We start from the raw sequence: 15,985 nt of genomic DNA, 5'->3' as shown, positions 1-15,985 counted from the left end.
CTTAAAATTTATAGGTGATGGATAAGTTAGGGGTAATGCCGTATTTAATTCTGTAGCGTACCGCATCAAACTCCTTTTCATACTTGTCTTTTCCGTTCGATGGCGTATAGGTAAAATCAGGATTTTGGAGGTAACCATTGGAGTTGATATAGTATAAAGAAGCTGAGTTGAGCAGGTTACCCACATTTAACTTGATCTCCATTTTCTGCTTCATTACACGGCCATATAGCTGTAGGTCAATCAAGTCGCGACCGTTTTCAAACTCTGTTAAAACCGGATTAAAATGAACGGTATACGTACGGCGCCCCGACCGGTTATAGCTCAGCGCAAGCCCATAGTTAGCGGTATTGTAATTCACACCGGCGTTAACGGTATATGGCGACTGACCATACAAGGCCCTGTTCGTCTTATTTTCGAGAATAGTGCCATCCCCCTGTTTGGTTACCGTATTCACTTTTGATTTGATGAATGTGCCATTGCCAAAAAGCGTGATATTTCGCAGCCATTGCTTATCGGCAATAAAGCCAAGCGATTTACGAAAGTCAACCTCGATGCCATAGTTAACGGCACTTTTTTGGTTTTGAAACAGGTACTGGGTGATCTTTCCACTGCCTGTAGGATCCTGGTCGGCAACCAGCTCAATTGGCTTATCAAATGTTTTATAAAAACCCGAAACAGAAACAATCTCTCCTGCTGAAGGATACCACTCATAACGCAGGTCACTGTTGTTGATCTTCGTACTCACCACATCTGCACCCGCAATAATGGCATTCAAAAAAGGATCATAAAAACCGAAATATGAGGTCTCCCTGAAATCGGGACGGATAATGGTTTTGGCAAACGATGCCCTGAAGTTCATTACCGAATTGATGCTATAGGTCATGTTGACTGAGGGCAGGAAATTAAAATTGCTTTCACCGGTCACATTACGCAAGCTCGAATTTTCTGAAATTAAAGGTTGTTTATTGCTTAGTTCATATTTCTCAGCACGCATCCCATAGACAATCCTGATCTCTTTCAGGAATCGCTGGTCGAGCATCAGGTAAAACGCATGGAATTTGGAGGAACCTTCAAATTGTGAACCATTATTGCCATCAGCAAGGTAATAGGCCTGATTGGAATTTTCACCAATCCCGATGTTTTCAGGCGCAAGTATCTCTTCATAAGTACGGTCGAAAGGATCAAAATTGCGATCTTCCGATCTTATTTTTAAAGTAGTCGCACTCAGGCCACGTTTTTTATAAATGCCACTATAACCTCCTTTCACTAAACTTTTGTCCCCTAAAAAAACAAAAGGCTGGCTCAGGTTAAGCCCCCAGTTGTAATCGGTTTCCTTAGTATCAGTGTATAAGCGGTAATCATATTCTGGTGCAACGTCACTGGGGTCTATTACTGCAGGTGACTGGTAATATTCGGTTCCGTCTGCTGTTCTGCCGGTAAAATTATAGGTGAATTTGGTACGGCCCTTGACTTCCTGCTTTACCGTGGTCAGTGCACCGAGCCAGGTAAGTTTAAGACCTTGGCTGGTCAACGTATGCTCCGCATCCAATTTGTGCTGTAAAATGCGGGTGATCTCCGGATCCTGCACATTTTGTTGCGTGCGATCATCATCTGCATCAAATCCTACCCGGGCGTACATGCCTTGTGAAGTATTAAGGGTATTGTTAAAGATTTGTGAATACAGGTTTTTCAACCCTATCTTAAATGTTTTTCCTTGTATACCCGCATTTAACTGCCCGCCAATAGTCGTATTGTAGGTATAGATATTGCCATTGCGACGCCTGGCAGCACTATCAATATAGTTAGGGCCTATCTGCTCTGGATAGCCAAAGTTCGCTTCAAAGCCCCTTACATCCTGAAAAGTATTCGTCTCCTGACTATTCCGCAAACTCAAACCGGCTACAAATCCGATTTTTCGATCGTCTTTAAGGCTGTAAATCCTGCCCAATGAAAAACGGTAATTTTGATTGGCACCGCCTGTAGAGTGATAACGTTTGAAGGCATCCGTGCTGAATAACCTGCTTTGCGCTACAGCATAATCCGGCACAGTACCATTGCCCCATGACTTGATCCCGGATGGTAAGCTTCGGCGCCCATCATCAAAGCCGAAAAAATCATATTTCCCCCGCTTGCCCGATTCTACGAAATTTTTTCCTAAAGTATTACTGTTATACCCCGCACCTGCAGATAATATCGTAAAGTTATCGACTGGTATATCCAGTGTGTTTACCGACACCTGTCCTCCGGCAAATTCAGCGGATACATCGGGGGTGGCGGTTTTGTTGACCACCACATTGCTCACCATCTCTACAGGGATAACATCAAAGGCGAAGTTTCTGCGGTTCATGTCCGTGCTTGGGAGGTTTATGCCATCGATCATCCCCTGATTATAACGCTCGGTCAAGCCACGAACAATTACATATCGGTTATCCACAGTACTTATACCACTTATCCGTTTTAACACCTGTCCCATGTTATTATCAGGCGTGCGGGCAATTTGCTCCGCACTGATACCGTCAGTTATACCGGCAGCATTTTTTTGTGTAGCATACAGACCGGCCACGGCTTCCTTTTTGTAAGAAGATTGGATAACCACGGCTTTTAAGGCATTGGTTGTGGCATGAAGTACAACATCCAGTTTCGTTAGCTGATCTTCTTTAACCATAACTTCTGCAATACGTTTGGTTTGGAAGGATAGATAAGATACCTCAATGGTATACGTGCCGCGTTCTGCATTAAAATGGTAGCTTCCGTCCACACTGGTCTGGACTCCCTTATTCAGCTCAATGAGGCGGACATTGGCTCCCGGAAGCGGCTCTCCGTTTACATCCATCACTTTGCCATAAATACGTCCCTGTTTAGGCGCGGCAGGTTTTTGGCTGATCACAATAAACTCATCCACCAGTTTATAGGTTAACTGGGTACCTCCCAGTATTTTTTTTAAGGCCTCACTTACTGAGATTTGCTTGCTACTCAGCGTTACCCTTTTATTTTCATGTGCTAACAACTGATTAAATAGCGTAAATTTGATACCGCTTGTTTTTTGCAGCTGTAGCAGGCTTTCTTTTACGGAAGTGTGATTAAGTTCAAGTGAAACCTTAACCTCATTAAGGTTTTGGCCTTTAACGACTGATGCAAGCATTACACCGGCAAAGGTGATCTGTATCACCAGGGCAATAAATGAGCATTTCATCAGGAAGTAAAAGCTATCATATGATGATTGTAATATAATTCTATCAGCAAAATACGGTTCTGCTGATTTTTGCATAAATTTGAACATTGACTGTTTTGTATCTGTAAGGCATAATTCGGTTAATTGCCGGCGGGTAAAACTGCCGGTGGATTGCTTTAAGCCTGCGTCGTCGAAAACTTTTGGCTTAAGGTTAATCTGATAGGATCCGTTCCCGGCTTCCGGGAGCGGATTTATTTTTGAGAAGTACTTATTTGTGCATAGGCTTTTCTACGATGGTTTTCATTTGATTGAGATATAAATTTGATTTTGTTTGATCCTGTACTTTAAATTTGTGGCACTCGTCATCGCATCAAGCGCAGAGGTAATGGGTGTATTGCCATTGACAGTCATACTTAAATTGTAGGCTTTGATTTGCTGGTCTTTAATAATAATCCGGGTATTATACCAACGCTCCAGTTCGCGGCACATATCATCCAGCCTGGCATCCATAAATATTAAATTGCCATCTTTCCAGCCGCTTACCGCTACGGCAGCTAAATTTGTTTTATTCAACTTTTGTTGAGCTTCATCCCAGCTTACTTTTTCACCAGGGGTTAAAATAGCAAGTGATTTTAATTTAGCTCCCTTGGCTGTATATCCTACACTGACTTTACCTGTAGCGACAGCAACCGAGAGCTGCTGACCTTTAAAGGCATTAATCTTAAATGATGTCCCCAGCACCTGGGTTTGAACATTTCCAGTATGCACAATAAAGGGACGTTTGGTGTCGTGTTTAATTTCAAAAAAAGCTTCACCCTCTAAAGTGATCTCCCGGGTCTTGCCATTTAATAACTGAGGATAGCGAAGTTTACTATCAGCCCCTAAATACACAATTGAGCCGTCTTGCAGGGTAATCTGGCTGTGTTGGCCACGCGGATTGTATTTTTCTGTCATGGCTATATCTACAGCAGCATCCCTGCCAGGCCACCGAAGCAGGAACGAGGTACCAAAACCCATCACCAGGATGATTGCAGCTGCATACTTTAACCAAGCGTAGCTGGTGGTCCTGGCCGGAGCTTCGATTGGAACCTTTTCATGGAGACGTTGATGCCACCGTTCAGCATCACCAGACCTGCCATCACCTGTTTCGAACGCATTCCAATCTTCTAAAAGCAATTTTTCCAGCGCATTCCTTCCTTCAGGTAAGGCTATATAATCCAATACCCAAACAAGCTCTTCGGGAGAACATGTATGTTCCATGTACTTTTTCAGTAAAATAATGATCTCCGATTCCTGCATACCTATCTTCTTACCAACTAATACGTAAGGATCGGTCCATGGTACTAATCGGCATGAAGAAATAAATAAATTTTTATAGGTGTACTTCCAGTTAAGAAAAAAGAATTGTGAGCAGCACTGAGAAAGCCACATCGGTATGCTCTTTTAAGGTTTTCCTTAAAGCGGTGAGTGTGGCATTGATGTGTTGTTTCACCGTACTCTCGGATATGTCCATTTCCCCGGCAATTTCCTTGTGGCTCTTCCCTTCGTGCCTGCTCAGTTCAAAGGTAAGTTTACGCTTTGGACTTAAGCCAGTAAGCGTCTTAAGATAAAGATCGTTTAAATCTTGCTGATAGAGTTGTAACTCATGACTGGGAACAGATAAATTTTCCAGGTTTAAACCCTCGATCGATAGGGTTTGGATCGCATTTTTTCTTAACTGATCTATAATACCATTCATCACCGAACGGAACAGATAGGCATCCAGGGAATTTTCCTCCTTAAGTGCATCTTTATGCTGCCATAAACGTAGTAAAACATCCATGACCAATTCTTCAGCCAGTTCCCTATTGTTTATGCGTTTTAACGTGTATTGGAGAAGCTTATTAAAGTACCGGTTAAAGAGTGTATCAAAAGCTGCTTTACTGCCTGTTTTCCACTGCGCTAGAAGTTCCTGATCGTTATAGTGTTGCAATGGCATACCGTTGTGAATAACATCACAAAGTTATCTTCCGGCAGATTATGAATATGTTACTAACTGATTAAGTTATCGTGATCGTCAATATCACCCTGTTACTAATAGCTGTAGGTATGCGGTAACAAAAACAAGATGATTATGTCCTTGAAGAACTACTCATCATCAGCGCATTGCCTGGCCACTGATCTTTTCAATCCAGGCAGCGCATCCATGAGATGCACTGCCTGGATTGTTTAATGCCCTGCAGTTATTACTTATTGAAAAGCATAGGCCAGATCCTGGACACTATATCCATTTGAAATTGTTCCATTTCCCGTCTTTGATGGAGAGATAGCGATCAGTTTACTTTTACCGGCATCAAAACTTAATTGTCCATAATTGGTTGACGGGTCTGTAGTTACTATATCAGAGTTATTATAAGGCTGTTCCTTTGTACCTGCTTTATAAACTTTAAACTCATAAGAGTGGTCTGGTTGTAAAGGCATTAATTCGATGAAATCAGAAAATCCAGAAGACACATTTGGGATAGTCTTAATAGGCGTATACACAAATTCAAACAAATCAAAATCAATATAGGAGTCAAACAATTCTATATCTACCGGCCCGCCATAGAAAGCTGCTGATGTACTGATGAACCTGAATTTCACGCCCATATTTTCGGGGTTGCCCACAGGTGTAAGTTCTATTTTGTCGGTAAAGGTAGTGCCATCATAGAATATTTTCTTCACCTGATTAAAAGGACTTTCTGCAACGATGATCTCGTCTATAAGCTTATCATTGCCTTTTTTACGGATCTGAATCTTTTGCCCCGGTTGGTACAATCTATCACTGATCCTTATATCCCCTTCGATCCCTTGTCCAATTATCTTCCCTTCTAATATAAACTGAAGAGTATCAACTAATATCAAACCCTTAATCACTAATTTCACGGGTGCCCCTACATTTGGGTCTATTAAAGGTTGTTCTTTTTTGCAGCCCAAAACAGCAATCAAGCAGAAAAGAACCAGGCTCATTTTTATGAATATCATTTTCATGTTGTTCCTAATTAAAAGTTGTAAGTAAGAGAGGTACTGTATGTACGTCCAAATTTCTGACGGAAACGTAACTGGTCGCCCTCATCATATTTATTGCTGAACCCAGGTTTTAGGCGCGACGCGTCACTAAAATCGTTATCTGCAATATTATCAGGATTGGGTTCATAACTGGCATTGTTAATAAAGAATGTTGAGGCTGTGTTCAATAGATTTCCCCCGTTAACCTTTACCTCCAGGTGCTTTTTTAAGAACTTACAACTGATCTGAATGTCCAGTTGCCCACGCGGCATCTCATATTCGATCTGATCGATAAGAGAGCTTACGATATAAGTTTTTTCCCCTGATTTATTGTACATCACATTCACACCAAGCTTATCCCCGGTATATTGCACACCAGCGTTGATCAGGTAAGGAGACTGTCCGTACATAGGCCTGTTCTGCCTAACCGGAACCAGAATACTGCTGTTGATGTCTTTCGGATTCTGGATAGAATAGGTGGCGGTTACAGTCGATCTCTGGAGAGTCAGATTCCCATAGGCGGTCAGGTTTTTCAGCACTGTATTTTCGCTGAGGATCAATCCAAAATTTTTCCGGAGTTCAAACTCCAGGCCATACACTTTGGCATTGTCTGAGTTCCGGAGATTATAACTGATATTGCCGTTAACCAGTATAAAGCTAAGCTCTGTAGGCTTATCAAACTTTTTGTAGAATGCACCTGCCGAAATGATCTCGCCCAAACCCGGGAACCACTCTGTTTTAAGATCATAACTGGTGATACGTGTACTGGTCAGCCCGTTGTTTCCAAAACTAGCACCCAGATAAGGATTATATCTAAAGAACTGGCTGTTGTCCATCAGTTCAGGCCTCACCACACTACTGGATAGCGCTGCCCGGATATTGAGTTGTTCGGCAGGACTGTAAGTTAAGTTTGCTGAAGGGAGCCATTGCCATGTCTTATCGGGCGGGAGCGCAAATTTTGAGGCGACTTTGTTGTTAACACCGTTCTTGATCTCGGTATACTTAAAGTACTCTGCCCTTAGACCGTAAACTAAACGCAGTTTATCCATCAGCCTGGAATCCATCATCAGGTAACCGGCATGGCTGCGGCTCCTACCTTCATAGGAATCCAGATAAAAGGTATTGACAAAGTAGTTGTAACCATTGGCTCCGAAATTCGCCGGGTTGATCATTTCACTCAAAGGGACGGTCCTTAAGCTTTCGTCGATCTTTGTACTGTATACCAGCGCAGCGATCTGCCAGTCGAAAGAAGCATTTTTATGGATGCCGAAATAGCCCGTTTTTAGTGAATTGCGGATACCGCCGATAGAAAAAGGAACCGAGGCATCGAGGCTCCAGGAATAATGATTTTCTGCATTCTGATAATTCTGGCGTGATGTCGGGTTAATCCTGGCTTCACTTTCCTGTGAAGCGATGTAAAAATAGCGGTAATCATTCCCAACTAACACAGGTCTGCTCGCGGCTATGGAAATGTCCTTTTCTTTACGGTCAATGCCTGTTCTTGCCAGGCTCCAGTCTACCTTTATCCTACCCAGCTGGTGCTGTCCGCTCAATTTGTTCTGCAACAAGTTGGTAAATGTAGGGTCATCTACTTCCTGTATGCGATTAGGTGGCAGGCCAGCTTCTATATCGTTAGGGCCATCTGCATTGTTATAACCAATGGTCCTTATCAGGGTATTGTCGTATAGGTGCGTATAGGTATTGCGCAAGCTGAACCTGTTCTTACCCAGTTGCAAACCAACATTCAATAAGGCCCCCAGGGTGGTATTAAAGTTATAGGTTGCGCCCTGGTTATTTGAGGTATATTCCCAGTCGCTCCTGCGCTGCTGATCGAAGAGATTGATATTTTGTGTATTGCGATAGCTTAATGAACCGGTAAAGCCCAACTTATTCTGGCTTACAGTATCCAGCGCGAGCAAACGACCCATGGTGAACTGGTAATTCTGCGAAGGCATAGGCCTATACTTATAAACCGTAAAATTATCATTGGTGAACTTCTTACTCTGGTTGTCTATCAGCGACTGATAATCGACATCGGATAAGCCATTATTGGGAATTGCCGAACGGTCAGTTTGCACCAATCCCGCAGGGAACTTTCTTCTGCCGTCATCAAAACCAAAGTAATCATATTTGCCGCGCTTATGGCTTAAAAAATCCCGGCCTATGGTCTGGTCGTTGATAGATGTGCCAATACTAAAACTCATAAAATTCTCCATCGGAATATCCTTGGTATTGATCTGGATCAGTCCGCCGCCAAAGCTGGCATTCATATCCGGGGTAACCGTTTTACTTACCACCACGTTATCCACCAGGTTGGAAGGGATCAGGTCAAAAGAGAAATTTCTGGCTTGTACTTCTGTGCTGGGTAAGATTACCCCATCCAGCATGGCCGAATTGTAACGCTCGCCGATACCGCGTACCAGGACGAACTTGTTGTCCACCGAGCTTACGCCACTGATGCGCTTTAAGCTTTCTCCGATGTTTTTATCCGGCGTACGTGCGATTTGCTCAGCACTGATGCCGTTGCTGATCTCGGAGGCATTCTTTTGTTTAACCAACAGCCCTTCAGTGGATGCCTTTTTATAACCGGAAGTGATCAGCACTTCTTTCAATCCCCTGGTATCTGTTTTCAGGGAGATATCCAAAGGCGTATTTTTGCCTTCGGTCACAACCACCCCGGTTACCCGTTGCTTTGCGAAAGACACATAGCTAAACTCCAGGGTATAACTGCCTGGCTGCAGGTTTAAAATATACGAGCCATCTGCACCTGCCTGTGCGCCCGTTCCGGTTTCCAGTACCTTAACCGATGCGCCGGGCAGGGTTTCACCTTTTTCATCGACAATCTTTCCGGAGATGCGGCCGGGCTTTGCTTGTTGGCTGTATTCTTTTGCCTTTACCTGTACTGAATTGTTCCTGATCACATAGGTGAGTGGCTGGTTCCTGAATATTTCAGCCAGGACAATATCCAGTTCCAGGTCTTTGATGCGGATACTCACCGGTTTTGCCTTGCCAATCAGTGAAGCGGAGAAAAAGAAATCAACGCCGCTCTGGTCGCGGATATTCTCAAGTACCCGTTCCAATGGCGCGTTTGTTACCTTCAGGGTGACCTTTTGCGCAAAAGTAGCCGCGCTGACCTGCAGCATGGTGACAAAGAGGAGGATCGTGGTCAATTTAATCATCAATAGCAGCTTAGTGGTATGACGCCAGGGCCATACGGGTTTGTTTTGGTAAAAACCGTACATTTGTAATACATGTTATTTGCGGTGCACCCACTCAGTTTCGAAGCAGATGGGGTGTCCGCGGGTTATCAAATAGTTTTATAATTATTTGTCATCATGTTCTAAGTCCATCTCAGCGCTAACTGAGATGGCTTTTTTTTAGATGACCGTCGGGGAAGCGTTTTTATTTACTGACGATGATCCTCCTTTCTTTAATTTTGAAATGGATATTATTCGATCCTTCCATGATCTCCAGCACTTGGCTGATATGGCCGTATCGTGTTACCGCGCCGCTATAGGTATCGTCCGGCAGTCCTTTTTCAAATACCACCTCGACATTGTACCAGCGTGAGATCTTCCGCATCACGCTTGGCAGGCTTTCATTCCTGAAACGGAAATACCCGTCTTTCCAGGCAGTCACAGCGCGCGTATCAGCCGGTAGGATTTTGAGGGCACCCTCCGTTAATTCTGCCTGCTGACCTGGCTTTAAAACCTTTCCTGCTCCCTGTTCCGGCTTTAAGCGTACACTTCCTTCCAGTAATGTGGTCAGTATGCCCGGCTCATCATGATAGGCATTGACATTGAAATGGGTACCCAATACTTCCACCTCTTGGCCCCTGGACTTGACGATGAATGGATGCCTGCGGTCTTTGGAAATTTCAAAATAAGCCTCCCCAGAAAGCTGAACTACCCTCTGCGCACTATTCCTGAAGGATACGGGATAGGTAAGTGAAGATGCCGCATTCAGCCATACCATGGAGCCATCGGGCAACCTGACCCGGTAGGTTTCCCCCTGGGTCGTAGCAAGGGTATTGAACCCGGAAGTCTTCTCCTTTGACGCTTTGATCTCATAGACCAGTTCGCCCCTACTGGTTTTGGTAATGGTCAGTCCCGCCTCCTGTGCTACCTTACCGTCCTGCTGATCGGAAAGGAAAATCTTTTTACCACTAGCCAAGGTAAGGCTGGCTGCCTCTCGGCCCGGGCTGATGGGTCTTTGCATGTGTTTGGCAATAGCCTGTTCCTTCTGCCCTCCGGGCAAAAGAAGATAACCAATGCTCAATATAAGGAGGATAGAAGCAGCAATGCCCAAGGGTAACCGGAAGCGGCGGAATACCGAAGGCTGATGGTCCGCAACAGGCATCTTCGGTGCAATACTTACGGTCATTCTGGTCACTTCATCTTCCAGTTCGGCTTGGGACAGCGGCACAGCATCCTTCTGGTACTGCAGATACCAACTCTCGATAAAATCCAGTTCCAGGGGCGTACATTCGCCTTTGTGGTATTTTTCAAGCAGTGCATCGAAGTCAGGTTTTTTCATAGCGGCCATTTATTTTCAATTGAATACCTAACCAATACAGGTAAGTAGGCCCGACTATGCAGATGAAAATGAAAAAAAAGTAAAAAAAATGGAGAGGTCTTAGATATTGAAGAAAACCAGCAGATAGGCAACCAGCGTTAAGCGTGCCCGCAATAATTTAAGGGCATTGGCGATCTGGCGGTCAACCGTGGTTTCAGATATGCCCAGTTGCATCGAAATTTCCTTCCTGTTAAGGTGTGCCTTGCGGCTGAGCACAAATACTTCCTGCATTTTCGCAGGCAGTGCCGCGATTTCCCTGTCGATCAGCGCAGTTAATTGCTGGCTGCGTATCCCGTGATCGGTAGGTGAATAATCACAGCTATAGTGCGCGGCCATCGAGTCCGTGTAGCGTGTCCGGACTTCCTTACGCGCAAACAGGTTCAGGATAGTATGGCGAAGTGCGGTATACAGGTAGCCAGCCAAATTTGATTCCACATTGATGCGGTCTCTCTTGTTCCAAAGCGAAACAAAAACCTCCTGGACTACATCCCGCGCTTCTTCGCGGTCCTGCAATTTTTTATAGGCATGGGCATACAGCAAAAATTTATACCGGTCATAAATGATAGCATAAGCCTGATGGTCACCCCCTCTTAAAAGTGCAGCCAGTTCCGCGTCGGTATAGTTGTGATCATCTGCCATCTTATGCGATGGCAAAGGTGGGCAACTACTAACAATGCACCGTGGAATCTATGTTATTAAATCATTAACTTAATAAATTTCCCAGGTCATTTTCCCACGATAGTAAATCTTTTTCAGGGGGTATTCCTATTGAGTGATGCTATCGTCTACTGCCAGTTGATCATTAACTATGTGCAGTTAGTTGATTAACATTTTTGGGTCAACTCAATACCTCTGTAGAAATATTTTCTTCAAAATACTTCTTTACCAGGAGATTGATGAACCTCTTCAAATAAGTTTCATTAAAAAACACATTCGACCAGTTGTCATATCGCTGGCCTTGTACACCGAGGTAAAAAAAATAAAGACTTACGCCAAGCACAGGCAATATTCTCCTTTCTTCATCAGTAATTTTAACCACCGACTGGTACCCCCTCAGAAAGGACTCCACTTTCAAATCTCGTTGGCTCATATCTTTTTCAGTGCTATGCAGCTGTAAAATATAGTAGGCAATATCATAACAAAGCCACCCATTTCCACAAAAGTCAAAATCGAAGATGGTGATCTGTCCATCCTGGGTAATGTTCATATTGTCAAACCAGATATCCAGATGAATTGCTCCTGACCTCAGCCGACTGGTATCTGCCTTATGAATTTCATCCAATAAATATCGTTGTGCAGCCCCCATCCAGGTGCTCTCGTCCGAGTTGGCAGCAAGAAACTTTCGGAGCTTTAATAATGAATCTTCTAAAATGACCTTTGGAGTGTAAGTAACTCTTTCCAATTCCAAATTGACCGTAACCTGATGAATTTTAGCCATTGTTTCACCCGCTTTAAAATGTAAGTCGGCAGAGAAATTGAGTAGTTTATCTCCTTCAGCAAAGGAGAACAATACACCTTGTCGCATTCCTTCAGGTGCTTCTAAATATTGGATATAGGTCTCATTAATATCCTTTAAAGGAAATGAAACAGAAAGTCCTGTTTCCTTAAGGATATTGAGCAAACGGATTTCTTCCTTTATCTCTAAGTCGCTCCGCCAGTTTAAGCTATAAAGCCTAAAAACGAATTTATTTTTCGCCTGTTCAATCAAATAGCTATGATTAATGCCTGTTTTTAATAAGGTACAGGAAACCTCACCAACCAGGCCATATTTTTTTGCGACTAACCAACCGATGTGATCGGCTGAAAGAATTGAACTGATGACGGGAAATTTCTCCATGAGACCGAGATTATTTAATAGATAAGGAATTATCGATTAGTTATGACTTCGAAAGAATTATGATTTTATTAAAGGTAATTCGAACCAAAATGTGCTTCCCTTACCTATTTCACTGTCTACACCAATTTGCCCGCCATGTTTCTTTATAATTTCCGCACAGATATAAAGTCCTAAACCTAAACCATTTGAACTGATTTGTTTTTTATCTCCCTGCCAGTATCTATCAAATAACATAGGTATATTGACGCTGGGAATTCCGGCACCAAAATCTCTGACAGAAACTCTAATGGCATTAACGATTAATTCACTTGAAAGTATAATATACGCTGTGGACGGAGCATATTTTATTGCGTTATTTACGAAGTTAACCAGCACCTGTTCAATTCTGTTCTGATCAGCAATAACCTGAGCACCCACAGACTTTATCTGTATTTTCTTGTAATCGTCTGCATCCAGATGTTCAATACAGCTGGAAAGCAGGTCATTGATATCAAAAGCAGAAAACTGTAAATCAATCTTGCCGTCTGAGTACTTACCAATATCAAGTAGCTCGCTGAGCATACTATTGATCTTATCCATACTTCTGTTACAGGAGTCGATCATTTTAATTGCAGATTCATCCTGAATTTTTGATTTTAATCGATCCAACAATTGCAAATTTGCCTTTAACACCGTTATCGGAGTTTTCAATTCATGGCTTGCAACTGACAAAAATTCATCCTTCCTGCTCTGGTAATTTTTTTTCTCGGTTATGAGTTGCGTTACCCCGACCATTTTTAATGGTTTCCCCATGATATCGTATTGGGGTGTTCCGTTTGCCTGAATCCAGTGTATACTACCGTCTGGTCTTTTTACTTGATATTCTACATTATATGGCAAATTTCCTGCAATTGAAGCGCTTACTTTTTCATTCACGACATCTCTATATTCCGGCATAATTGCATCGATAAGATCTTTAAAATCAAATCGATTCTCAACAGGAACACCAAAGTTAATTTTGCATTGATCACTGCATTCCATTAACATTGTACTCAAGTCCAAATTATAGCTGCCGAGTTCTGCAGCCTGTAAAGCGTTATTTAACTGCTTACGGTTAACCTCCAGTTCATTATTCAACTCGATGAGCTTATAATTGGCATTATCAAAATTACGGTTGCCTAATGCTACCTGTTCAAGCGTGGCCGTTAGCTCTTGGTTTGTTGATAAATACTCTTCATTCAAAGTAGCCAATTGCTCATTGGATAGATTCAGTTCTTCAATCGCTTCAAGTAAGCGGGAATTCATATCTATTTCTACCACCTCCTTCTCTTTTAACTTTTCACTAAGCCGCACCCGTTCGGTAACATCACTTGTGGTGTTAATTATGGCATAAGTATTCCCCTGCTCATCTAAAATTGGCTGGTAGGCAAAATCAAACTTAATTGGGATTAAATTCCCATCCATTTCGATATCAGCGAAAGTTTCTTTAGCGAGGTAAAGTTTTCCGGTATCCCAAACTTCTTCCAGAATAGGAATAAAATTGTTGAATTCAGGTGCAATTTCGGACAGCTTTTTTCCAGTTATGCCAATGGTTTTATTCCAGAGTTTAAGCATGGCATCATTTACGAAGCCGATATGTAGTTCCCTTGAAGTATAGATGACAGTTGCTTGACGTTCAGAAGTCAGTATCTTAACGATGTCAACTGCTTCCAGTATATATGAGGTTTTCGATTCCAAAATAAACTCAATACATTATTAATTATTTAATCAGCAAAACAAGTATGAACAGATGATTAAAAAATAAATGTTCCATCCTTATTGAGGATCCAATTGCTAAAATAAAAAGAAATTCTTTCCAAAACAAGGAACCTCCATGCTTACAACCAACGGTTTTAGATGACAATTGTGTAATTGGATAAAAGAAATGGCCGCTACAAACACAGAGCTGCTGTCCAGTAATGAAGATCTTAACAGGGCGGGTAACCTTGTTAAGCCATGCGCTGGATAAGCTCACACTCAGTGAAACAAAGTTACGCTACCTGATTGCCAATGCGGTGAAATATTCCAGCGTTGAAATGGCAATTGACGTGAATTGTGGTATGATAGGCTTTTACCTAAATGCTGAAATCATTCATCGTCATGACGGAAGGATCCAGGCAGAAAGCGAGTTTGGCAAAGGATCCGTATGAGCTTTGAGCTGCCACTGCATGAAATTCCATAAGAAGTGATTAGTGATCGGGTGGAGGGCCATCAAAACCAAGAAACAAATAAAACGCAGAGGCATCCACCAGCTGCGTTTTTCACTATTAACTATTATACCTACTGAATCAGCTCTTTCAATTTCTCCAGCACTGCCGCTCCGCGGAGATTTTTGGTGATGATCTTACCATCAGGTCCAATCAGAAAATTAGCGGGCAGGCTTTTTACACCGTAGATATTCGCAACTTTTCCTGTGGTAGATTTCGGATCGTTTAACTGTAGCCAGGGAAGTTTATCCTGGTCGACAGCCGTCAACCAGTTTTCCGATGAACTGTCCATAGATAAGCCAACAATCGTAAATCCTTTATCTTTATAAAGCTCATAAGCCTTAATCAGGTTGGGATTTTCCTTTCTGCAGGGCACACACCAGCTTGCCCAGAAATCTATCAGCACATATTTGCCCTTAAAATCAGCCAGGGAGAAAAACTTTCCGTTTTTATCTGCCAGAGAAAAGTCTGCTGCAACAGCGCCACTGTCAGTTTTCACCTTCGCATCAATAAAGGTTTTTATCATCTTACCATAATTACTCTGTTGCACATGAGCAGAGAGTACAGTAAAACTCCGGCTAGCCTTGCTCCTGTCGGGATAGGTAACATACAGGTCGTAAATCGCAATTGCAGAAGCCACCTGATTAGGATGAACACGGATGAAATCTGCCAGAACGCTATCTTTTACCAATTGCTGTTTCGCCGCGAAAACACTCCTGGCTTTTTGATCATTCTCTTCATTACCTGTAGCTTTAGGCCTGGTACCCGGCAAGGCATATAAGTCAGACCTGTACTTTACCAAAAGATCATTCTCCAACGCACCGGAACATTTCAGTTCATAGAATTTAGTGACTTGTCCGCTGATCGTTATACGGTTTTTATCCAAAACCAATATCCGGATTTGCTGGTTGACCGTATTAGACAATGTACACAGTACCGGTTCCGGGATACGTAATTCCTTTGAAAACATGCCTTTATCAGCCTGCACAGAATCTTTGTACAAAACATCTCCCAACTCATAGGAAAAGATAATTTTCCCCTCATTGAGTCCGGCAATATCTCCATTTATATGGGCAGCGTGCTGCCCATATAAATCAGAAAATATGACCACCCAAAAACTAAAAGCAATTAAAAATTTATACTTCATCG

The 15,985-nt window shown here is 42.8% G+C and carries 11 protein-coding genes; 1 reads left to right on the top strand and 10 read right to left on the bottom strand.

Going from position 1 to position 15,985, the window contains the following annotated elements; genetic code table 11:
* Nucleotide 1 precedes the first annotated feature (1 nt).
* From ACSBL2_RS08595 to ACSBL2_RS08555, 9 genes are all read right to left on the bottom strand, one after another.
* Nucleotides 2-3,193 carry a TonB-dependent receptor domain-containing protein gene (locus ACSBL2_RS08595; protein ID WP_442591278.1) on the bottom strand — a complete coding sequence of 1,064 codons (3,192 nt, stop codon included), beginning with the start codon at nt 3,191-3,193 and terminating at the stop codon, nt 2-4.
* A gap of 279 nt (nt 3,194-3,472) precedes the next feature.
* Nucleotides 3,473-4,432, bottom strand: coding sequence for a FecR family protein (locus tag ACSBL2_RS08590; RefSeq protein ID WP_442591277.1), 960 nt, complete (start codon nt 4,430-4,432; stop codon nt 3,473-3,475).
* 130 nt (nt 4,433-4,562) lie between these two features.
* Nucleotides 4,563-5,150 carry an RNA polymerase sigma factor gene (locus ACSBL2_RS08585; protein WP_442591276.1) on the bottom strand — a complete coding sequence of 196 codons (588 nt, stop codon included), beginning with the start codon at nt 5,148-5,150 and terminating at the stop codon, nt 4,563-4,565.
* A 251-nt stretch (nt 5,151-5,401) separates the two neighbouring features.
* Entirely contained in the window at nt 5,402-6,181 is a 780-nt protein-coding gene (locus ACSBL2_RS08580) for a hypothetical protein (protein ID WP_442591275.1), read from the bottom strand.
* 11 nt (nt 6,182-6,192) lie between these two features.
* The gene (locus ACSBL2_RS08575; RefSeq protein ID WP_442591274.1) at nt 6,193-9,378 is read right to left on the bottom strand and encodes a TonB-dependent receptor domain-containing protein; all 3,186 of its coding nucleotides are present in this window, start codon (nt 9,376-9,378) and stop codon (nt 6,193-6,195) included.
* 223 nt (nt 9,379-9,601) lie between these two features.
* Nucleotides 9,602-10,735: a FecR family protein gene (locus tag ACSBL2_RS08570; RefSeq protein WP_442591273.1), complete on the bottom strand. Its 1,134-nt coding sequence runs from the start codon at nt 10,733-10,735 to the stop codon at nt 9,602-9,604.
* A gap of 99 nt (nt 10,736-10,834) precedes the next feature.
* Nucleotides 10,835-11,413 carry an RNA polymerase sigma factor gene (locus ACSBL2_RS08565; protein ID WP_442591272.1) on the bottom strand — a complete coding sequence of 193 codons (579 nt, stop codon included), beginning with the start codon at nt 11,411-11,413 and terminating at the stop codon, nt 10,835-10,837.
* Nucleotides 11,414-11,612: 199 nt separating this feature from the next.
* Nucleotides 11,613-12,611, bottom strand: a complete 999-nt coding sequence (locus tag ACSBL2_RS08560) for a phosphotransferase enzyme family protein (RefSeq protein WP_442591271.1) — start codon at nt 12,609-12,611, stop codon at nt 11,613-11,615.
* Nucleotides 12,612-12,668: 57 nt separating this feature from the next.
* The gene (locus tag ACSBL2_RS08555; protein ID WP_442591270.1) at nt 12,669-14,204 is read right to left on the bottom strand and encodes an ATP-binding protein; all 1,536 of its coding nucleotides are present in this window, start codon (nt 14,202-14,204) and stop codon (nt 12,669-12,671) included.
* Between the two features lie 344 nt (nt 14,205-14,548).
* Here ACSBL2_RS08555 and ACSBL2_RS08550 point away from each other — a divergent pair, with 344 nt between their 5' ends.
* On the top strand, nt 14,549-14,779 hold the full coding sequence (locus tag ACSBL2_RS08550; RefSeq protein WP_442591269.1) for a hypothetical protein: 231 nt from the start codon (nt 14,549-14,551) through the stop codon (nt 14,777-14,779).
* Between the two features lie 130 nt (nt 14,780-14,909).
* Here the strand turns inward: ACSBL2_RS08550 and ACSBL2_RS08545 are convergent, their stop codons facing one another.
* On the bottom strand, nt 14,910-15,983 hold the full coding sequence (locus ACSBL2_RS08545; protein WP_442591268.1) for a redoxin domain-containing protein: 1,074 nt from the start codon (nt 15,981-15,983) through the stop codon (nt 14,910-14,912).
* Nucleotides 15,984-15,985: the final 2 nt, after the last annotated feature.

It is taken from the genome of Pedobacter sp. AW31-3R, from assembly GCF_052180285.1.
GTDB lineage: Bacteria > Bacteroidota > Bacteroidia > Sphingobacteriales > Sphingobacteriaceae > Pedobacter.
This window is presented reverse-complemented; position numbering and strand designations above follow the sequence as displayed.

Bases quoted from the DNA above. Each gene is read 5' to 3' on its own strand.
- ACSBL2_RS08565 (WP_442591272.1), bottom strand. From the start codon at position 11,413: ATGGCAGATGATCACAACTATACCGACGCGGAACTGGCTGCACTTTTA.
- ACSBL2_RS08580 (WP_442591275.1), bottom strand. From the start codon at position 6,181: ATGAAAATGATATTCATAAAAATGAGCCTGGTTCTTTTCTGCTTGATT.
- ACSBL2_RS08555 (WP_442591270.1), bottom strand. From the start codon at position 14,204: ATGCTTAAACTCTGGAATAAAACCATTGGCATAACTGGAAAAAAGCTG.
- ACSBL2_RS08570 (WP_442591273.1), bottom strand. From the start codon at position 10,735: ATGAAAAAACCTGACTTCGATGCACTGCTTGAAAAATACCACAAAGGC.
- ACSBL2_RS08550 (WP_442591269.1), top strand. From the start codon at position 14,549: ATGAAGATCTTAACAGGGCGGGTAACCTTGTTAAGCCATGCGCTGGAT.
- ACSBL2_RS08585 (WP_442591276.1), bottom strand. From the start codon at position 5,150: ATGCCATTGCAACACTATAACGATCAGGAACTTCTAGCGCAGTGGAAA.
- ACSBL2_RS08575 (WP_442591274.1), bottom strand. From the start codon at position 9,378: ATGATTAAATTGACCACGATCCTCCTCTTTGTCACCATGCTGCAGGTC.
- ACSBL2_RS08560 (WP_442591271.1), bottom strand. From the start codon at position 12,611: ATGGAGAAATTTCCCGTCATCAGTTCAATTCTTTCAGCCGATCACATC.
- ACSBL2_RS08590 (WP_442591277.1), bottom strand. From the start codon at position 4,432: ATGGAACATACATGTTCTCCCGAAGAGCTTGTTTGGGTATTGGATTAT.
- ACSBL2_RS08545 (WP_442591268.1), bottom strand. From the start codon at position 15,983: ATGAAGTATAAATTTTTAATTGCTTTTAGTTTTTGGGTGGTCATATTT.
- ACSBL2_RS08595 (WP_442591278.1), bottom strand. From the start codon at position 3,193: ATGAAATGCTCATTTATTGCCCTGGTGATACAGATCACCTTTGCCGGT.